General features: G+C 70.2%; 20 protein-coding genes. 15 read left to right on the top strand and 5 right to left on the bottom strand.

What is annotated here, in order from left to right; genetic code table 11:
- Nucleotides 1-54: 54 nt before the first annotated feature.
- From VKV57_11205 to VKV57_11195, 3 genes are all read right to left on the bottom strand, one after another.
- Nucleotides 55-1,419: a (Fe-S)-binding protein gene (locus tag VKV57_11205; GenBank protein HLW60474.1), complete on the bottom strand. Its 1,365-nt coding sequence runs from the start codon at nucleotides 1,417-1,419 to the stop codon at nucleotides 55-57.
- On the bottom strand, nucleotides 1,416-3,059 hold the full coding sequence (locus VKV57_11200; protein HLW60473.1) for an FAD-binding oxidoreductase: 1,644 nt from the start codon (nucleotides 3,057-3,059) through the stop codon (nucleotides 1,416-1,418). Before VKV57_11200 ends, VKV57_11205 begins: the two co-directional genes overlap by 4 nt.
- A 191-nt stretch (nucleotides 3,060-3,250) precedes the next feature.
- Nucleotides 3,251-4,051, bottom strand: coding sequence for an SDR family NAD(P)-dependent oxidoreductase (locus VKV57_11195; GenBank protein ID HLW60472.1), 801 nt, complete (start codon nucleotides 4,049-4,051; stop codon nucleotides 3,251-3,253).
- A gap of 216 nt (nucleotides 4,052-4,267) precedes the next feature.
- Between VKV57_11195 and VKV57_11190 the strand changes: the two genes are divergently transcribed.
- The 7 genes from VKV57_11190 to VKV57_11160 all read left to right on the top strand — a co-directional run bounded on the left by VKV57_11190 (nucleotide 4,268) and on the right by VKV57_11160 (nucleotide 12,824).
- The gene (locus VKV57_11190; GenBank protein HLW60471.1) at nucleotides 4,268-5,089 is read left to right on the top strand and encodes an IclR family transcriptional regulator; all 822 of its coding nucleotides are present in this window, start codon (nucleotides 4,268-4,270) and stop codon (nucleotides 5,087-5,089) included.
- Complete coding sequence (locus tag VKV57_11185) at nucleotides 5,086-5,580, top strand: (2Fe-2S)-binding protein (GenBank protein HLW60470.1); 495 nt, start codon at nucleotides 5,086-5,088, stop codon at nucleotides 5,578-5,580. Before VKV57_11190 ends, VKV57_11185 begins: the two co-directional genes overlap by 4 nt.
- Complete coding sequence (locus VKV57_11180; protein HLW60469.1) at nucleotides 5,577-8,084, top strand: molybdopterin cofactor-binding domain-containing protein; 2,508 nt, start codon at nucleotides 5,577-5,579, stop codon at nucleotides 8,082-8,084. The genes VKV57_11185 and VKV57_11180 overlap by 4 nt, the downstream gene beginning before the upstream one ends.
- Entirely contained in the window at nucleotides 8,084-9,103 is a 1,020-nt protein-coding gene (locus tag VKV57_11175; GenBank protein ID HLW60468.1) for an FAD binding domain-containing protein, read from the top strand. The genes VKV57_11180 and VKV57_11175 overlap by 1 nt, the downstream gene beginning before the upstream one ends.
- A 105-nt stretch (nucleotides 9,104-9,208) precedes the next feature.
- Nucleotides 9,209-10,216 (top strand): thiamine pyrophosphate-dependent dehydrogenase E1 component subunit alpha, encoded by a 1,008-nt coding sequence (locus VKV57_11170; protein HLW60467.1) that lies wholly within the window; start codon nucleotides 9,209-9,211, stop codon nucleotides 10,214-10,216.
- A gap of 43 nt (nucleotides 10,217-10,259) precedes the next feature.
- Nucleotides 10,260-11,225 (top strand): alpha-ketoacid dehydrogenase subunit beta, encoded by a 966-nt coding sequence (locus VKV57_11165; protein ID HLW60466.1) that lies wholly within the window; start codon nucleotides 10,260-10,262, stop codon nucleotides 11,223-11,225.
- Between the two features lie 141 nt (nucleotides 11,226-11,366).
- Complete coding sequence (locus VKV57_11160) at nucleotides 11,367-12,824, top strand: alkaline phosphatase family protein (protein ID HLW60465.1); 1,458 nt, start codon at nucleotides 11,367-11,369, stop codon at nucleotides 12,822-12,824.
- A 45-nt stretch (nucleotides 12,825-12,869) separates the two neighbouring features.
- Here VKV57_11160 and VKV57_11155 read toward each other — a convergent pair whose 3' ends face one another.
- Nucleotides 12,870-13,427: a gamma carbonic anhydrase family protein gene (locus tag VKV57_11155; GenBank protein HLW60464.1), complete on the bottom strand. Its 558-nt coding sequence runs from the start codon at nucleotides 13,425-13,427 to the stop codon at nucleotides 12,870-12,872.
- Between the two features lie 387 nt (nucleotides 13,428-13,814).
- Between VKV57_11155 and VKV57_11150 the strand changes: the two genes are divergently transcribed.
- The 3 genes from VKV57_11150 (at nucleotide 13,815) to VKV57_11140 (ending at nucleotide 17,088) form a co-directional block, all read left to right on the top strand.
- Nucleotides 13,815-14,579, top strand: a complete 765-nt coding sequence (locus VKV57_11150) for a serine protease (protein HLW60463.1) — start codon at nucleotides 13,815-13,817, stop codon at nucleotides 14,577-14,579.
- 39 nt (nucleotides 14,580-14,618) lie between these two features.
- On the top strand, nucleotides 14,619-16,199 hold the full coding sequence (locus VKV57_11145; GenBank protein HLW60462.1) for a benzoate-CoA ligase family protein: 1,581 nt from the start codon (nucleotides 14,619-14,621) through the stop codon (nucleotides 16,197-16,199).
- A gap of 118 nt (nucleotides 16,200-16,317) precedes the next feature.
- Nucleotides 16,318-17,088 (top strand): enoyl-CoA hydratase-related protein, encoded by a 771-nt coding sequence (locus tag VKV57_11140; protein HLW60461.1) that lies wholly within the window; start codon nucleotides 16,318-16,320, stop codon nucleotides 17,086-17,088.
- A gap of 3 nt (nucleotides 17,089-17,091) precedes the next feature.
- Here the strand turns inward: VKV57_11140 and VKV57_11135 are convergent, their stop codons facing one another.
- Entirely contained in the window at nucleotides 17,092-17,988 is an 897-nt protein-coding gene (locus VKV57_11135; protein HLW60460.1) for a PaaX family transcriptional regulator C-terminal domain-containing protein, read from the bottom strand.
- 137 nt (nucleotides 17,989-18,125) lie between these two features.
- Here VKV57_11135 and VKV57_11130 point away from each other — a divergent pair, with 137 nt between their 5' ends.
- From VKV57_11130 to VKV57_11110, 5 genes are read left to right on the top strand one after another with little or no spacing between them, the layout of a single operon-like run.
- The gene (locus tag VKV57_11130) at nucleotides 18,126-19,058 is read left to right on the top strand and encodes a Phenylacetic acid catabolic protein (protein ID HLW60459.1); all 933 of its coding nucleotides are present in this window, start codon (nucleotides 18,126-18,128) and stop codon (nucleotides 19,056-19,058) included.
- Between the two features lie 2 nt (nucleotides 19,059-19,060).
- Nucleotides 19,061-19,432: a metal-sulfur cluster assembly factor gene (locus VKV57_11125; GenBank protein HLW60458.1), complete on the top strand. Its 372-nt coding sequence runs from the start codon at nucleotides 19,061-19,063 to the stop codon at nucleotides 19,430-19,432.
- Nucleotides 19,429-19,656 (top strand): hypothetical protein, encoded by a 228-nt coding sequence (locus tag VKV57_11120; GenBank protein ID HLW60457.1) that lies wholly within the window; start codon nucleotides 19,429-19,431, stop codon nucleotides 19,654-19,656. The genes VKV57_11125 and VKV57_11120 overlap by 4 nt, the downstream gene beginning before the upstream one ends.
- Nucleotides 19,653-20,426 (top strand): Phenylacetic acid catabolic protein, encoded by a 774-nt coding sequence (locus VKV57_11115; GenBank protein ID HLW60456.1) that lies wholly within the window; start codon nucleotides 19,653-19,655, stop codon nucleotides 20,424-20,426. The genes VKV57_11120 and VKV57_11115 overlap by 4 nt, the downstream gene beginning before the upstream one ends.
- Nucleotides 20,419-20,634, top strand: a complete 216-nt coding sequence (locus VKV57_11110) for a hypothetical protein (GenBank protein HLW60455.1) — start codon at nucleotides 20,419-20,421, stop codon at nucleotides 20,632-20,634. The genes VKV57_11115 and VKV57_11110 overlap by 8 nt, the downstream gene beginning before the upstream one ends.
- Nucleotides 20,635-20,702: the final 68 nt, after the last annotated feature.

Genomic DNA, 20,702 nt, shown 5'->3' with positions numbered 1-20,702 from the left:
GCATCACCCCCCCTTGAGATGATGGCCGAACGCCCCCGGCGAGCCGGGGGGCAGCTAGGCCAGCGCCAGCGCGGCGACCTCGGCCAGATCTTTGACCTCGATGCCCGTTCCCTCGGCTGCGGCGGTCCGTCTGAGGTGCGCGCCGCAGATCGGTGAGGTCGTCACCACGGTGCGCCCCTGCGCCAGCACCTCCGCGGCCTGCCCTAGGCGCTTTCGGCCCCACCAATCGGCCTGCTCGGGATAGGCGTCGGGCACCCCCGCGGCGGCGCCGCAGCAGTAGAGGTATTCACGTCTGAGGTGGGCCTCACGGACGCGGAGCCCGGGCACGCGCGCCAGGATCGCCCGCGGGGCGTCGAGCACTTTGCAGTAGCGGCCGAGATGACAGCTGTCGAGCAGAGCCACTTCTTTGTCGACCGGACGGGTCAGGCGCAGCCGTCCGTCCTCGAGCAGCGTGTGCAGAAACGGGATGAGATGGGCGAAGGGGAAGCTCACCTCCTCGGCCACCCCGTAGTGTTTCGCCGGCGCGGTCCAGGCCGCAAAGCCCGTGTCGTCCACCGTGACGACCTGTTTGACCCCCGCCCGCCGGACGACGGTGGCGACCCGGCGAATCGCCTCCCGGTTGATCCGGAGATAGCTCTGCACGTCCCCCGCCGCAAGCACGGGGAGGCTCGTCGCGATCTCATCCGCGCCGAGCGTGCCGACCGTGAGTCCAGAGGCCAGCAGCAGCCGGACCGCCGCGGCCAGGGCCGGCCATGTGCCCCGATCGTACGGGGCGGTGCCGTCAAGCAGGAGGAGGACGTCCGCCCGTCCGTCGCGGCTCAGGTCCACGGTGCCGCTCCGCGTGGCCTTCACCCAGCGCGTCGCCGCGCGCCCGGGCTCTCCGGTCGACGTCCCCGTCCTGATGAGGCGCTGGGCGAGTGCCCGCAGCCCCGCGGGGACGACGTCCCACCCGAACTTGTCGAAGAGCCACTTGCGCTTCGCGAGCAGGATGCCGTGGAGATCCCAGACCTCACGCGGCAGCTGCATGTCGTGCTTCATCAGGGGCACCCGGTTGCGTGAGAAGCAGAGCTCCTGGCATCCGGTGCAGAGGAGGCAGGTGTAGACCACCTCCCGCATCCGCGGGTCCCGCGGATCCACTTCAAGGCCGTCGCCGAGGTCTCGGGCCATCAGCGCGCGGCCGTACGCCGTGTACGCTTCGTGGCGATAATAGTCCCAGGTCGGGCAGACGGGCTCGTTGAAGATGTCCCGACGCCACTCCGTCTCGCCGAACGCTTGGCGGTAGGGTTCGGTCAGCGTCAGAATCCCCCGGTTCATCTCTTCGGTGCACAGCCGGCAGGTGTAGCACTCGAAGAGGTTGATCCCTTTCGCCTCGATCTCACGCGTGAGGTCCTTGCCGACCGGCCCGCGCCGCCGCGTCATCGGCTTCGCCCGCCGCCGGGCCGGCGCGATTTTCTCGAGGCCGGCCGCCGCGCCCGCCTCGTCAGGGTGCGTCCGCTGCGGCGGGGGGGCGGGAGCCGGATCCCGTTCTTGCCGGGGGCCAGGATGCCGTTCGGATCGAGCGCCTCCTTGATCCGCATGCAGACATCCTGGAAGACGGGATCCAGCCGGCTCATCGTGTGTTCCATGAATGCCACGTTGGTCCGATAGGGCAGGTAGCCTTGGTCGCAAAACGCGTCGGTCAGCTCCCGGTAGCAGCGCCGGGCCCGGTCCATCTCTTCCGGCTGCTTGTGGAGGAGCATCATGACGTGGTGTTGGTCGCGGGAGGCGGCGATGAACTCGCCGATGTAATCAAACCCGTACTTTTGGAAGAGCGGCCGGGCGATCTCCATGTGCTTCGCCGCCTCCGCACCGTACAACGGCACCACCGGGGCGACGAACGCGTTCCCGCCCCCCCGCCACGACAGCCGGCCGTACTCGATCATGGAAGGCACTCCCGTCATGTTGCGCACCTTGTGGTCCCAGTACGGGCTCTGGAGCGCTTCGTCCAGGTCCAGCACCCGGGCGTGCGGGAGCTCGGCGGCGACCTTCCGCCGCACGGTCGCGGCGACCTCGGCGACGACTGCGGGAGAGCCGTAGACGCAGCCGGCGACGTTCCACGTGTCGAGCATCCGCTTGGCCGCTTCCGCCCGCACCCAGTCTTCCGGTACCGGCCGCGTGCCGCCGGTGAGATGCCATGGGTAGTCCGCCTCCGCGGCCAGCGCAAGCAGCGCGTGGGCCACGACCACGGCGCTCGGCAGGAGGTGCGTGATCTTGAGGGGGCGGAGGAAGTCCATGATCGCGCCGATGTCGTCCTCGTTCGGGAACGTCATCAGGATGGGCTGGTAGGCGGGAGGCTCCGGCATCAGCCAGATCCCGAGCTTGGTGACGATGCCGTAGTTGCTTGCGGTGAAGAGCCCATCGAGGTACGGGCCGAACCCCCACTTGAAGATGTGCCAGGTGCGGGATCCCGGGAGCGCCCCGGAGCCGGTGCGCAGCAGCCGGCCGTCGGGGAGCACGATCTCCATCCCGCAGGAGAAGAGGAAGTGCTCGCCGTACGGCGTGTAGCCGACGCCGCGCTCGACGGTGTTGCCGAGCGGGCCCGCCCCCGGCGCCGTTGCGGGGGGGTCGAGCCACAGCGGCAGGTTGCGCTCGCGCAGGTGCTTGTACAGTTGGGCGTAGGTGACCCCGGGCTCGACGACCGCATAGGCAAGGGGTTCGTTGATCTCGAGGATTCGGTTCATCCGGCCGAGGTCGAGGATGACGTTTCCCCCGTCCACCGCCATCATCCGCCCGTAGGCGATGTTCTTCCCGGTGCTGAGCGGCCACAGCGGGATCCGGAGCGCGTTGGCGACGCGGACGACCCGCTGGATCTCTTCGACCGAGCCGGGGCGGACCACCGCGGACGGCCAGATCGGGGGGATCATGATGACGTCGTGGGCGTAGGGGACGAGTTCGGCGGAGGACACCGAGACGTTGCGGTCGCCGACGATGCGGGTGAACTCGCGGATCGCCCGGCTGAACGTGCGAGGGCTGACCCCTTTCGGCAGCACGGCGGGCCGCGTCAGGACCGGGATCGCCACGGTGCACTCCCTTCCCCAAATTCCCGCGGGCGGGCACCCACGCCCGCGGATCCGGCGTTCCAGAGAACGGAACGACTTCCCTCCAGCTAGAACCGGCCGGTCCGTGCTTATACTCGGGGGCCGCGAAACCCTCCAGGCGCGGCGCCGGCGAGGCCCCGATCGGACCACCGCCGCGCCCGCCCGCCGCCGCATCACACCCCGGGGGTCTGGCCTCCGTCGATCAAGATCTCGGTTCCGGTCATGGAGGGCACGCGATCCGAGACCAGCAGCACGGTCAGGGCGGCGATCTCGGCCGGATCGACGAGATGGCCGAGCGGGATGGCCCCGGCCATCTGGGCCTTCGCATCCTCGACGCTCATCCCGCCCGCCGCGGCGCGCTGGGCGGCCAACCGGTCGGCGCGCGCGGTGGCGGTCGTGCCGGGGGAGATGGCGTTGATGCGGACGTTGTGCTCCGCGAGGAATTTCGAAACGCCGCGGGTGAAGTTGAGGAGCGCGGCGTTCGCCGTGCTGCCGGGAAGGAACACCGCCTCCGGGGTGCGGCCGGCGCCGCCGATGATGTTGACGATGCGGCCGTCCCGTTGCGAGATCATCTGGGGTGCCACCGCGCGCACCATGCGGATGTACCCGAGCAGCTTCAGCGTCCAGGCATCGAGATAGACGTCGTCGGCGAGGTCCAGGAACGCTCCCGCCCGCGCGGCCCCGGCGTTGTTCACGAGGATGTCGATGCGGCCGAGACGGTCGCGGGCGGCCGCGACCACCCGGGCAACGTCCTCGGCTCGGGCGATGTCCCCCGGCACCGGATGGACGGCCGGAGTTCCGCCCGCGCCAGGCCGCCCGGCCAATGCCCTCGCCGACTCCGCAAGGCGTCGTTCGTCGCGCGCCACCATCACCACGCTCACGCCTTCCTCGTGCAGCGCGGTCGCGCACGCCAGGCCAATGCCCGCGCTGCCGCCGGTGACGATGGCGGTCTTCCCGGCCAATCCCAGGTTCATCGCTTGGACCCTCCGCGTGGATCCGGTCGACGGGTGCCGAGCGGATCGGGTCTCGCAGTTCTCGACGCGCCCTGATTCCCCTCCCCGCCGGAAGCGGCCCCACCCCCAGGGGGCCTGTCGGTCTGTCCGGGAGCTTGACCCGCGGGAGCCCGCGGGATATCGTGGGTATGCGTTGTTCTGTCCAAATAACTCTTGTTCGCCAAGGAGAACAGACGCATGTCCGCGGTCGCGGTCCCCCAGAGGCACAACGGTGCGGTGCCCGCCGTCGATCGGGCGGCCGGGATCCTCGAGGTGTTGAGCCGCGGTCCGGGAGGCGGCACCCTCACTGATCTGGCGCGCCTCCTCCGGATTCACAAGAGCACCGCCCACGGCATCCTCACGACGCTGGCGCGGCACCGGCTGGTCGAGCGCGACCCCGCGACCAGGCGCTACCGGCTCGGTCCGGCGGTTGCCGCATTGGGCCGCGCGGCGCTGGATCGACAGGACCTCGGCGCGCTCGCGCGCCCTCACCTGCTTCGCCTGCGCCGTGTGTCGGGCGAGACGGTGACGCTGCACCTGCGAGACGGCGCGGGCAGCGTGATCGCGGCGAGCGAAGAATCTCCGCAGCAGCTCAAGGTCACCGCCCCCCACGGCCACCGCCTCCCGCCGCTCGCCGGATCTGTCGCCAAGGTGCTCTGGGCGTTCGCGGCCCCCGGGGACGATCTGCCTTCCCGGCTGCCCGCCTACACCCCCCGGTCGATCCGAGATCCCGGGCGCTACCGACGGGAGCTGGAGCGGGTCCGCCGGGCCGGCGTGGCCATCGATGCGATGGAGTACCTGCCGGGGGTCTGCGCCCTGTCCGCCCCCGTGTTCCGCGGGACGCCCGCTCGCTCCGCCGAGGCGATCGGGGCGCTATCCGTCGTAGCCGTGTGCGCGCGGGTCTCGCCGGGCTCCCTGCGCCGACTGGCCGGGCCGCTGCGCTCGGCGGCCAGAACCCTGTCGGCGTCGCTGGCCGTCCCGCGCGAGGGATCGATGGGGGGAAGGAGGAGACCGGCGTGAAGACGACGCTCGGGCTCCGGGTCAACGGAGAGGACCACGACCTGATCGTGCCGGTGCACAAGACGCTCCTCGAGGTGCTGCGCGAGGACTTGGGGCTTACCGGGACCAAGCACGGGTGCGAACTGGGGGAGTGCGGTACCTGTACCGTGCTCGTCGACGGAACTCCTGTGCTGAGCTGCCTTGCCCTGCCGGTGGAGCTCCAGGGACACCAGATCACGACGGTGGAGGGGCTGGCCGGCGGGGGCCATCTGCACCCCCTCCAAGTCGCCTTCACCGAACTCGGGGCGGCACAGTGCGGCTACTGCACCCCGGGGATCCTCCTCGCGGCGAAGGCCCTGCTGGATCGCACCCCGACCCCGACCAGGCAGGAGGTGGCCGAGTCGCTCGCCGGCAACCTGTGCCGATGCACCGGCTACCTCAAGATTTTAGAGGCTGTGGAACTGGCGGCCGCACGGATGCGGGGCGGCCGCGGGGAGGGAGACGGCCGGTGAGCGGGAACGGATACCGGTTCATCGGCCGGCCGTGGGCGAAGGTCGACGGACCCGCGAAGACGACCGGCGAGACGCATTTTGCGGACGACCTCATCCTTCCCCGAATGCTCTACGGGAAGCTCCTGCGCAGCCACCTGCCTCACGCCCGGCTGAAGCGGCTCGACGTGTCCCGTGCCCGCGCCTTGCCCGGGGTGCACGCCGTGATTGTCGGGACCGACCTTCCCGTCAGGTTCGGCATCATGCCGAGCAGCCAAGACGAGGAGGCGCTCTGCCTGGAGAAGGTCCGGTACGTGGGCGATCCCATCGCCGCCGTCGCCGCCGCCGACGAGGAGACCGCCGAGCGGGCGTGCGAGGCGATCGAGGTGGAGTACGAGCCGCTCCCCGCGGTCATGACCATCGAAGATGCGGTCGGGGAGACGGAGGTCCGGGTGCAGGAGTACGGCGACGGTCCCGTCCCCAACGTCCACAAGAATGTCTCCTTGGAGTTTGGCGATCTCGCGGGGGGGTTCGCCGAGGCGGATCATATCCGCGAGGACGTGTTTTTCTTCCAGGGCAACACCCACCTGCCGATGGAGCAGCACAGCGCGGTGGGCCAGGTCGAGGCCAACGGGCGGCTGACCCTGTGGACCTCTTCCCAGACCCCGCACTACGTGCATCGGGCCCTGGCGAAGGTCCTCGACCTGCCGATGGCCAGGATCCGGGTGATCGCGACGCCGGTCGGCGGCGGGTTCGGGGGGAAGAGCGACCCGTTCAGCCACGAGATCTGCGCGGCGAAGCTGGCGATGCTCGCCGGACGGCCGGTGAAGATCACGCTGACCCGCGAAGAGGTGTTCTACGCCCACCGCGGCCGGCACCCCGTGCTGATGTGGATCCGCACCGGGGTCAGGCGCGACGGCCGGATCACGGCCTGCCACTTCAAGACGTTCCTGGACGGGGGCGCCTACGGTTCCTACGGAATCGCCAGCACCTACTACACCGGCGCGCTGCAGACGGTGACCTACACGATTCCCGCCTACAAATTCGAGGGGACGCGCCTCTGGACCAATAAACCGCCGTGCGGCCCGAAACGAGGACACGGCACCCCGCAGCCCCGGTTCGGCATCGAGATTCAGATGGACAAGCTGGCGGCCGACCTCGGGCTCGACCCCGCGGCGATCCGGCTCGTCAATGCCACCGTCCCCTTTACGCGGACGGTGAACCACCTCCGCATCACCAGCAACGGCTTGCGGGAGTGCATCGACCGGGTCGTGACCGCGAGCGGATTTCGCGAGAAGCACGGCCACCTGCCCGACGGACGGGGGGTGGGGCTGGCGATCAGCACGTACCTCAGCGGTGCGGGGCTCCCCATCTACTGGAACGACATGCCCCACAGCGAGGTTCAGATCCGGGTCGACCGCGGCGGTGGGGTGATCGTCTCCTGCGGAGCGATCGACATCGGCCAGGGCAGCGACTCGGTCCTGAGCGGGATCGTCGCCGAAGTGCTCGGCCTCGACCCCCACGAGATCAGTCTCGTCACCGCGGATACCGATCTTACCCCGATCGACCTGGGCTCCTACAGCAGCCGCGTGACGTTCATGGCGGGCAACGCCGCCGTCGAGGCGGCGCAGAAGATGCGGGACCTGCTCCTCGCCGCGGTCTCGGAGCACCTCGAGATTGAGCCCGATGACCTCGCGGTCGGCGACCATCGCATCCATCACCGCGCCGCCTCCGATCGAGGGGTGTCGTTTCCCGAGGCCGCCGCGCTCGCCGAGGCGATGTTCGGCACGCTGACCACGGTCGGCTCCTACCGGCCGCCCAAGCTGGCCGGACCGTTCAAGGGATCCGGGGTCGGTCCCTCGCCCGCCTACTCGTTCTCCGCGGCGGTCGTCGGGGTCCGCGTCGACCGAGGGACGGGCGACGTTCGGGTCGATCAGGTCTGGATCGCGCACGACATCGGGCGCGCGATCAACGAAACGCTCGTCATCGGCCAGATCGAGGGGAGCGTCTACATGGCGCTGGGCGAAGCGCTGATGGAGGAGCAGATCTTCCGCAAAGGCTTGCACAAGATCCCCTCGATGCTGGAGTACAAGAGCCCGACATTTCTCGAGATGCCGCCGGTGGAGACGATCCTCGTCAACACGGACGATCCGGAAGGTCCGTTTGGGGCCAAGGAGGCGGGGCAAGGTCCGCTGCTGCCGGTGATCCCCGCGCTGGCCAACGCGGTCTATGACGCGGTCGGCGTCCGGATCGACGAAATCCCGATCTCCCCCGATAAAGTCCTGGCCGCGCTCGAGCAGAAACGCCAGGGGGGGGAGGGGCGCGTGGGTCCGCGCGGCGTTCCGCGCTTCACCTTCCGCGACCCGATCAAAGTGGCGCCTCCCGCGGGTTGGGAGACGCCGTGGCGCGCGGGCGCCCCGATCGCCGGCGGCGAGAAGGGGCTGCCGCTCACCCTCCACACCGGCACCGACCGCACCGATGCCCGGCCCCGCACCCGGGAGCCGCGCGCCACGGCGGAGGATATCTGATGCTCCGTCTGCCGCCGTTCATCTACGTCGCCCCCACCGGCATCGACGAGGCGGTCCGTCGCCTCGCCGATGCCGGGCCCCGGGGGATGGTGGTGGCGGGGGGCACCGACCTCTACCCGAACATGAAGCGGCGGCAATTCGAGCCCGCGGTGGTCATCGGCCTCCGGGGGGTGCGCGGACTCGACCGAATCGCCGGGGACCGGCGCCGCGGTATGGCGATCGGGGCGGGGGTGACGTTGGCCGGCCTCACCGGGCACCCCGAAATCGCCGCGGGGTACCGCGCGCTCGCGCTGGCGGCCGGCGCCGTCAGCACGCCGCCGCTCCGGAACATGGGGACGCTCGGCGGCAACCTCTGCCTCGACACGCGGTGCAACTACTATAATCAGACCTACCATTGGCGGAAGTCGATCGGCTTCTGCATGAAGAAGGACGGCGAGATCTGCCTCGTCGCCCCGGGCAGCTCGCGGTGCTGGGCCCTCTCGTCCACGGACACCGCTCCCGTCGTCATCGCCCTCGATGCCCGGATCCGCGTGATCGGGCCCGGGGGCGAACGCGAAATCCCCGCCGCGGCCCTCTTCCGCAACGACGGGATGCAGTACCTCGCCAAGGCGCCGGATGAGATCCTCACCGAGATCTTGCTGCCGCCCGCGGACGGGTGGCGCACGACCTACTGGAAGCTCCGCCGTCGGGGGTCGTTCGACTTTCCCGTGCTCGGGGTGGCCGCGGCGCTGCGGTTCGCCGAAGACGGGAGCATCGCAGACGCCCGAATCGTTCTCGGGGCCGTGGCCTCGCATCCGGTCGTGGCCGACGCCGCCGCCGCGCTGCTCAGAGGACAGCGGCCGACGCCCGATCTGATCGACCGGGCGGCACAGGCGGCGTTCCAGCCGGCGAAGCCGTTGGACAACGCCGATCTGACGATCGGCTATCGGAAGAAAATGGCCCGGATCTATGTGCAGCGGGCCCTCCGAGAACTCGCCGGCCTGCCGTTCGAGGGGGCGCCCGGGGGCGGGTGGGGGTAGGGGGCGGCACCGCCCCCACCCGGACGGGACCCCCACAGGACATCGTCCAACCTTGCCTAATGTTGTCCCACCGGGCCTGTTCCGGGGAGAGGGAGGGAAACGCTCGTGGGTGCGATCCAGGCGACGCCCGCGGCCGGCGAGGCGCTGGCGCCGAACGACCTGCTCCAGATGCTCTACTACATGCGTCTGCAGCGGGCCGTGGAAGACCGCGGGGTCAAACTGTACTATCAGGGGAGAATCCCCGGGGCCTATTTCACGGGGTGGGGGCACGAGGCGATCGCGGTCGGCGCGACCTACGCGCTCGGGCCGCGGGACCTGCTCGCCCCGATGCACCGTGATCTCGCCGCCTACATCATGCGCGGCATTCCCGTGCGTCGCGTCTTCGCCCAGTTCCTCGACCGCGAAGGCGGCCTCACCCGCGGACGGGACGGGAACATCCACATGGGCGACCCGCGCCTTGGGATCTTTCCCTTCATCAGCCACATGGCGGCCTCACTCCCCGTGGCGGCGGGGATGGCGCTGGCCTGCCGTCAGCGGGGCGAGGACCGCGTCGTCCTGACGTTCTTCGGCGATGGGGCGTCGAGCACCGGCGCCTGGCACGAAGGGGTCAATTTCGCCGCCGTGCTCCGCCTCCCGGTGGTGCTCGTCCTCGAAAACAACCAGTACGCCTACTCCACTCCGCTCAACCGCCAGACCGCCTGCCGGGCGTTTGTGGACAAGGCCGTCGGCTACGGCATCCCCGGGGTGGCGGTGGACGGGAACGACATTCTCGCGGTCTACCGCGCCGCCCGCGACGCGGTGGGGCGCGCGCGGGGAGGGGGCGGGCCTTCCCTCATCGAGTGCACGACGATGCGGGTGCGGGGACACAGCGAGGCCGATCGGTACGCGTACGTGCCGAAGGCGTTGCTGGAACAGTGGGAAGCGCGCGATCCGATCACGCTGTTCGAGCGCCGTCTGCGGGCCGAGGGCCATCTTACTCCCGAGGCCGACCGTGCGATGCAGGAGCGGATCGCCGCGGAGATCGAGGAAGGGTTGGCTTGGGCGGAGGCGAGTCCGGAGCCGGCCGCGGACTCGGTGGCCGAAGGCGTGTACGCGGAGGATGGGGACGAATGAGCTCCGGCGGGCCGGACGGTCGGGAGGGGCTCGCGTGCCGGAGATGACGTACCTGGAGGCGATCCGGGACGGGCTGCGGGAGGCGATGCGTCACGACCCCCGGGTATTCGTGATCGGGGAGGACATCGGGACGCACGGCGGCGCGTTCGGCATCACCCAGGGCTTCCTGGAGGAATTTGGGGCCGAGCGGGTCATCGACGCCCCGCTTGCCGAGGCGGCGAACGTGGGGGCGGGGATCGGCGCCGCGGTGATGGGGATGCGGCCGGTGGTGGAGCTTCAATTCGCCGATTTCGTCACGGACGCGTTCACCCAGGTCGTCAACGTGGCGGCGAAGTTTCACTGGCGGACCGGCGCGGCGCTGCCGCTCGTTCTGCGCATGCCGTACGGCGGGGACGTGAAGGGGGGGCCGTTTCACTCCCAGTGCATGGAGGCCTGGTTCGTGCACACCCCGGGGCTGAAAGTGGTCGCCCCCGCGTTTCCCGAGGATGCCAAAGGGCTGCTGCTCGCCGCGATCCGAGATCCGAACCCGGTCATGTACTTCGAGCACAAGCACCTCTACCGGTACCAGCGGGCAGAGGTCCCGACCGGCGAGTACCTCACCCCCATCGGGCGCGCCCGGGTGGTTCGCGATGGGACGAGCCTTTCGGTGTTCTCCTACGGATGGATGCTCCACAAGTGCCTCGCCGCCGCCGACGCGATCGGGGGGGACGGGATCGCCCCGGAGGTGATTGATCTCCGGAGCCTGGCCCCGCTCGATCGCGAGGCGATCCTGGCCTCCGTCCGAAAGACCGGCAAGGCGTTGATCGTCCACGAGGCCAACCGAACCGGAGGGGTTGGCGGGGAGATCGCCGCGCTGATCGGCGAAGAGGCGTTTGACTCGCTGGACGGCCCCGTGGTGCGGCTCGCGAGCGAAGATACCCCGGTCCCGCACAGTCCGGTCTTGGAAGCCGCGTTCCAGCCCCAGATCCCCGAGATCGCGGACGCGATCCGCCGGCTCGCCGCGTACTGATCCCCCGCCCCTCCCGGCGTGGCAGCGGGGAGGCGCTCCCTGGAACCTTTGCCCCCCATCGGTCGCTTATCATACAGAGGAAGACGATGCCCAGACGGAGGCCGCGGACCGGATCCCGCGGCGGGCAGCGGAGGGTGATGGATGTCGGGACGCAACCCGCTTCTGGTTGGGAGCCGCCGGCGAGGGCGGCGCTTCGTCGCGGCGCTGGCGGGAGTGGCCGCCGCGCTGCTCACGCTCACGCCCGGAGGACCGCCCGTCGGGTGGCCGTTTGTCGTCCGCGCGGCCGACCTCAGCGGCATCCACAAGATCCAGCACGTCGTGATCATCATGCAGGAGAATCGGTCGTTCGACAGCTATTTCGGCACGTTCCCCGGCGCCGACGGCATCCCCATGCAAAACGGCGTGCCGGCGGTCTGCGGACCGGATCCGCGAACCGGGGATTGCGTCAAGCCGTTCCACGACCCGCACGACCTGAACCGCGGAGGGCCGCACAGCGAGAAGGACGCCACGGCGGACATCGCCGGGGGAAAGATGGACGGGTTTGTCGCAGAGGCCCACCCCGGCCGCGGCTGCCGGGCGGCGTTCGACCCCGCCTGCGGCGGCGGTGCGGGCGAGCCCGACGTGATGGGATATCACGACGCGCGCGAGATCCCCAACTACTGGACCTACGCGCGCCAGTTCGTCCTGCAGGACCACATGTTCGAGCCGAACGCCTCCTGGAGCCTCCCGGAGCATCTGTTCATGGTCTCCGAGTGGTCGGCTCGGTGCGCGAGCGCCGACCCGATGTCCTGCGTGAACGAGCTGCAGACTCCCGACCGGATCCGGTGGGGCCGGGGCCTGGGACCGGTCTCCCGACCGAACTACGCCTGGACGGACCTGACCTACCTGCTGCACCGGGCGAAGGTCGGGTGGGCGTATTACGTCGCGGAAGGGACCCAGCCGGACTGCGACGACGACGCGGCCACCTGCCCGCAGAAACCGCAGCGCGCCGGCACCCCGCAGATCTGGAACCCGCTCCCCTGGTTCGAGACAGTCCGCGAGGACGGCGAGCTCCGCAACATCCAGACGGTCTCACGCTTCTTCGAAGCCGCCCGGGACGGCACGCTCCCGGCGGTCTCCTGGGTCGTGCCGAACGGAAAGGTCAGCGAGCACCCGCCCGCCCTCGTCAGCGCCGGCCAGACGTACGTCACCAGCCTGATCAACGCCGTGATGCAAGGGCCGGACTGGAACAGTACCGCGATTTTCCTGTCGTGGGACGATTGGGGCGGATTCTACGATCATGTCGTTCCGCCGACCGTCGACCGAAACGGCTACGGCCTCCGGGTTCCGGGTCTGGTCATCAGCCCGTACGCGCGGAAGGGCTACATCGACCACCAGGTCCTCAGCTTCGATGCCTACGTCAAATTCATCGAGGACGACTTCCTTGGCGGCCGCCGCATCGATCCGAGGACCGACGGCCGCCCGGACCCCCGGCCGGACGTGCGCGAGAGCCTGCCGCAGCTCGGGTCGCTGGTACAAGACTTCGATTTTACCCAGCCGCCCCGGCGGCCGGTCGTACTTTCGCCCACCCCGCCCCCCGGGGCCGCGGCCGATCCGTAGCGACGTTCAGGGGATCGCGCCGGTCGGGAGGCCCGTCCCCCGCGGTCACCCCGAGACCGGTCCCTCCGGTGTCCCCGGCGGGCGGTCGGCGTGCGCGCGGGCTTCGAGGTACCGGCGCGATAGGCCGACGTAGGCCCGTGCCGCCCCGGCGATCCAATCCGCCGAGGGCCCGGAGAGCGGCTTGCGCACCCGGCACGGCGCACCCGCGGCAACGGTGCGGGGCGGGATCTGCGTGCGGTCGGTGACCACGCTCCCCGCGGCGATCAGGGATTCCTCACCCACGATCGCTTCGTGGAGGACGACGGCGTTCATCCCCACAAGCGCGCCCCGCTCAACCGTGCAGCCCTCCAGGATCGCCCCGTGGCCGATCGTGACCCCGTCTCCGATCACGGTCGGGACCCGGTCGGTCGAATGGAGCACCGCGTTGTCCTGAATATTCGCGCGCGGGCCGACCTCGATGTGCCCGACATCGCCTCGAAGGACTGCGCCGAACCAGACGCTGGCGTCCTCCCCGATCGTGACGTCCCCGATGATGGTGGCGGTGGGGGCGATGAACGCCGTCGGCGCGATGCGGGGCGTGCGCCCCTCGTAGGACAGGATCATTTCCCCACTCCCTTCGAGCCGGAGAATGGGCGCTCCCAAGGGCGCCCGGACGCGGACGGCCGCACTCCCTGCGGCCCTTAGGTTCGTGTTCGACGGCCGGGCGGGATCTCCCTGACCGCGGGTGGCGGCCCCGCGCCGAGCGCCCGGGAAATTGGGCATACAAGAGTTTCGGGATCGTCGGTGCCCCCGACCCCCGCAGGAGCCGGAGCCCGTTCGTCTCCGGCCACCGATCCAACCAGGTGATCAACGACGTCTGCCGTCAACGTTCCCGGGATCTCTGTCCACACCTCGTCGGCGCCCCAGCCGGACGCACCCCGCCCCCGGCCGACGGGACGATCGATCTCGCACCGGCGGGCCTCCGCGCCGTGGACGATCGCGGCCGCGGCGGTGGCCCTCGCGCTCAGCCTCCCCCTCAACGCGTTGGGCGGCGGGGCGGCGCCGCTCGCCAGCGTCTTTCAGCTCGTGACGATGACCCGGGACGGCAAAGGCGTCGCCCGGGGGACCGCGTTCTTCATCGACCCCAGCGGCCTGGCGCTGACCAACAGTCACGTGGTCTCCCGCGTGCAGCACGACCCCGATCACTACATCCTCTTCGCGTTTGTCGACAAAGAGTTCTACGGGGCGGAGATCGTCTGCGCCAGCCCGCTGAGCGTCGATCCGCTCGAGGTGCCGACCGGCCCGGTGGGCCGCGACATCGCCGAGGTCCGCTTGACCACCCCCGGCCCCACGTTTAGGTGGTGGCGGATCATCGAGCCGGGGGACGACCCCCAGGTGATCGCCACCCCGCACCTCGGGGATCTGCCGCGCTTTCCGGCGCTCGCGCTCGGGGTCGGGCCGCTGGAGCACGGGCAGATCCGGGTCGTCGGCTACGGGAAATCGACCGAAGCCACGGAGCAGACCGTCGCTGCCGGCACGGTGACGCGAACCGCGAACGCGCAGGACGGCACCCCGGTCTTCGAAATCGAGTCGTCCGCCCGCCCGGAGCGCGGCAGCAGCGGGTCTCCGGTGCTCGACGATCAGAACCACGTCGTCGGGATGTACACGTGGAACGAGGTCGCGAGCGCCACCATCGGAATCGCGATCAGCAGCCAGGCTCTCGTCGTCGGCTGCCCGCAGGTGGGGCAACCCGCCCCGATCTCACCCGGGCGCTGAGAGGAGAGTCGCCTCAGGGTCTCGAAAGCGGGGGGCGCGATGAGCGCGGCGATCGAGCTCCCCGAAGCCTTTAACGTCTCCACCGCGTTTCTTGACCGAAACCTGGAGCAGGGGCGGGGAGACCGGGTCGCGATCCGAGCGGGCGACGAGCGGGTCACCTACGGCGAGCTGCTGGCCCGGGTGAGCCGGGCGGGGAACGCGCTCCGCGCGCTCGGGGTGCGGCCGGAAGAGCGGGTGTTTCTCCTGATGCTCGATGCCCCCGATCTCGCCGCCCTGTTCTGGGGGGCGATCCGCATCGGCGCGATCGCCGTCCCCACCAACACCGCGCTTAAATCTTCCGACTACGCCTACATGCTCCGGGACAGCCGGGCGGCTGTGCTCGTCGTCAGCCAGGAGCTCCTGCCGCTCGTGCAGCCGGTGCTGGGGGAGCTGCCCGCGCTCCGCCACGTCATCGTGGCCGGGATCCCGGGGAGGGGTCAGCACGCCCTCGGCGATCTGCTGACCGAGGCCGAGGCCGAGCTCGTCCCCGCGTCGACCCACCGGGACGAGCCGGCGTTCTGGCTCTGGAGCAGCGGCAGCACCGGCGCCCCCAAGGGCACGATTCACCTCCACCACGACATGGTCTTTGCCGCCGATCTCTACGCGCGGACCGTCCTGGAGATCCGCGAAGACGACGTGTGCCTCTCCATCGCCAAGCTCTACTTCGCCTATGGGCTGGGAAACGCGCTGTACTTCCCGCTTCGGGTGGGGGCGTCGTCGGTGCTGTACCCCGGGCGGTTCGACCCCCGGACGTACTTCGACCTCATCCGGCGGTACCGGCCGACGTTGTTCTTCGGCGTCCCCACGGCCTACGCGGCGATGCTGGCCGCGGACGGTCCCAAGGATCTCGGGGCCGTCCGCCTCTGCGTCTCCGCCGGGGAGCCCCTGCCGGCGGCGATCTTCACGAGGTGGAAGGATCGGTTCGGGGTGGAGATTCTCGACGGGATCGGCTCGACCGAAGCCCTGCACATCTATATCAGCAACCGCCCGGGCCGGGTCCGGCCGGGGAGCAGCGGGGAGGTCGTTCCCGGGTACGCGGTCACGATCGTGGACGAGGGCGGAGGGGAGTTGCCGGCGGGCGAGATCGGAGATCTCCTCGTCAGCGGGGACAGCGTCGCTCCCGGGTATTGGAACAAGCACGAGCGCACCAGGGAGGCCTTCCGCGGAAAGTGGTTCGCCAGCGGCGACAAGTATTACCGGGACGCCGACGGGTACTTTTGGTACGGCGGCCGGTCCGACGACATGCTGAAGGCCGGGGGCCAGTGGGTGTCGCCCACCGAGGTTGAGGCGACCCTGATGCAGCACCCCGCCGTGCTGGAGTGCGGCGTTGTCGGGCAGACCGACAAGGATGATCTGGTCAAGCCGTTCGCGTTTGTGGTCCTAAAGCCGGGGCAGGCCCCGAGCCAGGCACTGGCGGTGGAGCTGCAGGGGTTCGTCCGCGACAAGATCGCGGCATACAAGTATCCGCGTTGGATCGAGTTCGTCCCGGAGCTGCCCAAGACGGCGACGGGGAAGATCCAGCGGTTCCGCCTTCGCGAGCGGCTGGCCGGCGCGCGCCGTCAGCCCTCCGCGCGTTCGTGACCGATGCCCGGAAGGCGGCAGCCGACGCTGCGTCCCGGGCGGATGGGCCGCACGGCCGGGGCCGCCGGGGGTGTCCGATCGCGCGCGGCCGAGGATGGGGGTGGCGTGAGTGGGAGAGATGATCAGTCTCGAACGAGCGGGCGCGGTGGGGCAGATCTCGCTGCACCGGCCGCCGGCGAACGCGTACAACCGCCAGTTTGCCCAGGAACTGGACGAGGCGGTGGAGGCGGTGCGGGCCGAGGACGGAATCCAGGCCGTCGTGCTGACCAGCACGGTGCCCCGGTTCTTTTCCGCGGGGGCGGACGTGAAGTTCTTCCAGGCCTCCACCCTGGTGGAGAAAGAGAAGTTCATCCTGCGCATGCACGAGGTGCTGCGCAAGATCGAGCTGACCCCCAAGGTCTTCATCGCGGCGATTACCGGTCACTGCCTCGGCGGCGGAATGGAAATCGCCCTCTCCTGCGACCTGCGGTTCGCCGCCGCGGGCAAGTACGGCCTCGGGCAGCCGGAGATCGCGCTGGGGATCCTGCCGGGCAACGGGGGGACGCAGCGGCTTCCCCGCCTGATCGGGAAGAGCCGGGCGCTCGATCTCATGCTGACCGGTCGGACGGTCTCGCCGGAGGAGGCGCTCTCGATCGGCCTCGTCGACCGGGTGTTCCCGGCGGAGGAGCTGTCGGCCAAGACCCGCGAGTACGCGGAGGCCTTGGCCAAGAGCGCGACCATGGCCGTCGGACTGATCAAGCTCACGGTCACCCGCGGCATGGAGCTTCCCTTGGAGGGCGGGCTGGCCTACGAGCGGGAGGCGCTGTTCCGAACGTTCGCGTCGGAGGACGCCGCCGAGGGCGTGAGCGCTTTTCTGGAGAAGCGCCCGCCGGCGTTCAAGGGGAGGTAGCGCTCACCCGGTCGCGAGGGCTGCCCCGGCGCCGCGACGGGGCGGGGGGTCCTGGGGCGATCGGGTTCGATCGCGCGCCGTGCTCGGCGGCGGCTCGAAGGCCGCGTCGAAGAACCGCGCCGCCGGCTCCGCCAACATCCGGTAGACTTCTTGGAACACCCGAGAAGCGTCCCGCCCCGGCCAGTCCGGCGGCAGCAGCTCGGCCGGCAGGCCGGGGTCCACGAACAAGAACTTCCGGTATTCGTGAACGAGCAGGATCTTCTCCGCGAAACAGGCGGCGGGCGAGATCCCGCGCCGCCGCAGCCGGGGGCGGCGCCCGGCGGATCGCCGCCGGGTCGCCCGAATGAACGCCCGATATTTTCCGGCGATCGCCGCCAAGTCCCAGCACCGGGCCACGAGCGCGCGGTCCTGCGGAAGGCCGAGGGAGTCCGCTTCGAAGATCGTGACGTGATCGGTCACCCCGCGCGCGGCGGCCAACTCGGTGAGCAGGGAGGTGAGGTTCCGCGGGGTGATCCAGGTGCTCTTGGAGAGCGGGCCGAGCCCCAACCAGGTCAACTCCCGCCGCAGCCGATCGCGGGCGGGGCGGCGGCCCTCCGGGATCGCGTAGGTCAGCAGGCGCCACCGGGCGTCCCACGGCTCGGGGCCCGACTGGTAGACGCGGCGCACGCCTTCCGCCACCCGCCAGGCGCCCTGGGGAGTGAGCGAGTAGAAGGCCCGCCGCCCCACCCGCCTGGTGCGGAGCCATCCCTGGTGGGCGGTTCGCGACACCGCGGCGCGTACCGCGCGCGGGGAAAACCCGAGCGGCGCCATCAGGCGGATCAGGCTCCCGATCCCGATTTCCCCGCCGTGGGGTCGAATGCTGTCCCCGTACACCGTGAACAGGAGTGAGCGCGCACGCATCACGACTCGCCCGGCGCCCTGCCCCGCGCGCCGCGGCGTTGACGCCTCCCCGGCCTCCGCCGTATAATTGATTATACACGCATTCTTATCTGTTCGTGCAAAAACCGTGTCATGTTTCGCCGGCGGGGGTGCGGGCGATGCCGATCGTCACCAACGAGCAGCTGCTCGACCGGATCAGCCAGGGGCACATCGTGGAGTCGCCCCAGGAGATGACCGACGAGTATCGGCAGACCCTCATCCACATCCTCACCGTTTCCGCCGACACGGAGCTGATTAGCGCCCCCAGCTACTACACCGCCGCCAAGAACAGCCCTTCGATGAACAACCTGATCTCGGCGCTGGCGATCATCCAGGACGAGTTGAGCCACGCGCACATCGGCTATCGGATCCTCCAGGATCTGGGGGTGGATACCGAGGCGCTGATCTACGACCGCGATCCGAAGAAGTTCAAGCATCCCTACGCCTTCGACGTGCCGCTCCGATCCTGGATCGAACTGATCGTGGCCAACGCCTTCTACGATCGGGCCGGCTATGTGCTCCTCGGGGACGTCTACAAGCACTGCAGCTACGGGCCGTGGCGCCGCGGGCTGGCGAAGGTCGACAAGGAGGAAAACTTCCACCTCCGCCACGGGGAGAACGGCATGCGGCGGCTGGCCGCCACCCACCGGGACGAGCTCCAGCGGGCGATCGACTGGATGTTCCCGATGACGGTGGAGTGGTTCGGGCTGCCCGATTCCCTGAAGACCCACGGTACGCAGATCGGATACCGGCTGAAGGGAAGCACGAACGACCAGCTCCGTCAGACCTGGCTGCGCACCGCGGTGCCGCTGTGCGAGAGCCTCGGGTTCCGCGTGCCCGCCCACCACGATCAGGCGACCGGGTCGTATCTGCTGGATTACCCGCTCCCGGTGGACTTCGACGAGGGGGAACGGCGCTGGCTGATGGATCGGCCGATCACGTGGGACGACGTGATCGCCCGCTGGAAGCGGCGGGGGCCGGGGAACGCGATGTTCATCGAGATGCTGCAGCGGGGACGCCGGCAGATGCGGCAGTTGGTGGGGGCGCACTGACCATGCCGGTCTCCCTTGGCTCGGCGGATCCCCAGGAGCGCCGCGGGGCGGCGGGACCTCAGGCGGTGACCCCGGACGCGGTCCTGGCCGCCCTGGCCGAGGTGGTCGACCCCGAGTGGCCGGTCAGCATCGTGGACATGGGCCTGGTCTACGGGGTCGCGGTCGACGGGGGGACGGTGAGCCTGACCTTGACCTTCACGGCGACCGCGTGCCCGTGCATGGAGATGATCCAGGAAGATATCCGCGAGCGGCTCCATCGGCTGCCGGGGGTGCGTGACGTCAGGATCGTCGTGTCCTGGGACCCTCCCTGGACGAAGGACCGGTTGACCGATGTGGCGCGTCGGGAACTGGCCCGCTGCGGGGTGGCGGTGTGAGGACGATCGGGGACGAGCCGGTCTACGAGGTGTTCGCCCGCCGGACGGACGGCGAACCGCTCCGCCACGTCGGGTGCGTTGCCGCGCCCGACGATGCCTTGGCGCGGGTGTACGCGCGCAGCATCTACGACGAGGAGTCGTGGATCGAGATGTACGTGGTGCCGCGGCAGGCGGTGATCCCGGTGGAGTCCGTCCGCAGCGAGGCCGTGGACGCCCACGCATGAGCACGCCGCTGCTCGACCGGCCCTCGGCGCTTCCGCGCGACGCCGTCCCGGCGTTGGTGGATCTCGTCGTTGCCCTGGCCGACAGCAAGCACGTGCTCGGGCTGCGGTACGGGGAATGGTGCAGCAGCGGCCCGACGATTGAGGCCGGGGTGGCGGCGACGGCGATGGCGCAGGACGAGCTGGGGCACGCCCGCGTCCTCTACGGACTGCTCGAGGAGTTGCCCGGCGCGCCCCACCGCTCGGAGCATGAATGGGTGGCGGAGGACGCGCGGATCGTCAACATGCTCGCGCGGCCGTTTCCAAGCTGGCCGCACCTGATCATTGCCAATCTGCTGTTGGACCAGGCGCTGACGCTTGTGCTCGAGACCGCCGTGGAGTCGCGCTACCTGCCGCTGCGGCAGCGAACCCGTAAGCTGATCGAAGAGGAACGGTTTCACGCGATCCACGGCCGGGGGTGGCTGCGGCAACTGGCCGGGGAGGGGCCCGAGGTGCGGGCGGGCCTCGAAGCGATCATCGGAGGAGCGTGGGGGGAGACGCTGTGCTGGTTCGGGCCCGACGCCGGCGGCGCACTCTCACCGCTGGTGGCGATCGGCGTGCTGAGCGAGGCGGGCGAGCCGGTGCGCCAGCGGTTCCTGCGGGCGGTGGGCCCGCCGCTGCGCGAGGCGGGAGTTGCGGCTCCGCTCGGGTTCGCCGGCGATCACTGGGCGACGGCCGAGGCGCTGCCGTGGCCGCGGTGGGACGAGTCCAGGCGTCGGGTGCGGGATGACTGAGCCGGCGCCCCAGGGGAGCGGTGGGGACGGGATGCGCGGCCCGGCGGGTGCGGATCGGCCATCCACGCCGGCCTGCCCGTTCTGCGACTCGGATCGCACCGAGCTGCTCAGCCTGTTCGGATCCACGTCGCTCACCTCGCAGTATTACTGCCGCCGCTGCCGATCGGCGTTCGAGCAGGTGAAGTGGGGCGCACTGCCCCATCCTTGATTCACCCCGCAGGGGCCTCGAGGCTCCATCGGCGCTCGGCGGCGTGAGCCGGAGGGATGCTGTGCACA

It is taken from the genome of bacterium, assembly GCA_035307765.1.
Taxonomy (GTDB): Bacteria; Sysuimicrobiota; Sysuimicrobiia; order Sysuimicrobiales; family Segetimicrobiaceae; genus Segetimicrobium.
This window is presented reverse-complemented; position numbering and strand designations above follow the sequence as displayed.

What these genes read in the sequence shown, in the direction of transcription:
- VKV57_11205 (HLW60474.1), bottom strand. Translation starts at nt 1,419, where the DNA reads ATGACGCGGCGGCGCGGGCCGGTCGGCAAGGACCTCACGCGTGAGATC.
- VKV57_11195 (HLW60472.1), bottom strand. Translation starts at nt 4,051, where the DNA reads ATGAACCTGGGATTGGCCGGGAAGACCGCCATCGTCACCGGCGGCAGC.
- VKV57_11190 (HLW60471.1), top strand. Translation starts at nt 4,268, where the DNA reads ATGTCCGCGGTCGCGGTCCCCCAGAGGCACAACGGTGCGGTGCCCGCC.
- VKV57_11175 (HLW60468.1), top strand. Translation starts at nt 8,084, where the DNA reads ATGCTCCGTCTGCCGCCGTTCATCTACGTCGCCCCCACCGGCATCGAC.
- VKV57_11165 (HLW60466.1), top strand. Translation starts at nt 10,260, where the DNA reads ATGACGTACCTGGAGGCGATCCGGGACGGGCTGCGGGAGGCGATGCGT.
- VKV57_11160 (HLW60465.1), top strand. Translation starts at nt 11,367, where the DNA reads ATGTCGGGACGCAACCCGCTTCTGGTTGGGAGCCGCCGGCGAGGGCGG.
- VKV57_11155 (HLW60464.1), bottom strand. Translation starts at nt 13,427, where the DNA reads ATGATCCTGTCCTACGAGGGGCGCACGCCCCGCATCGCGCCGACGGCG.
- VKV57_11145 (HLW60462.1), top strand. Translation starts at nt 14,619, where the DNA reads ATGAGCGCGGCGATCGAGCTCCCCGAAGCCTTTAACGTCTCCACCGCG.
- VKV57_11140 (HLW60461.1), top strand. Translation starts at nt 16,318, where the DNA reads ATGATCAGTCTCGAACGAGCGGGCGCGGTGGGGCAGATCTCGCTGCAC.
- VKV57_11135 (HLW60460.1), bottom strand. Translation starts at nt 17,988, where the DNA reads ATGCGTGCGCGCTCACTCCTGTTCACGGTGTACGGGGACAGCATTCGA.
- VKV57_11130 (HLW60459.1), top strand. Translation starts at nt 18,126, where the DNA reads ATGCCGATCGTCACCAACGAGCAGCTGCTCGACCGGATCAGCCAGGGG.
- VKV57_11125 (HLW60458.1), top strand. Translation starts at nt 19,061, where the DNA reads ATGCCGGTCTCCCTTGGCTCGGCGGATCCCCAGGAGCGCCGCGGGGCG.
- VKV57_11115 (HLW60456.1), top strand. Translation starts at nt 19,653, where the DNA reads ATGAGCACGCCGCTGCTCGACCGGCCCTCGGCGCTTCCGCGCGACGCC.
- VKV57_11110 (HLW60455.1), top strand. Translation starts at nt 20,419, where the DNA reads ATGACTGAGCCGGCGCCCCAGGGGAGCGGTGGGGACGGGATGCGCGGC.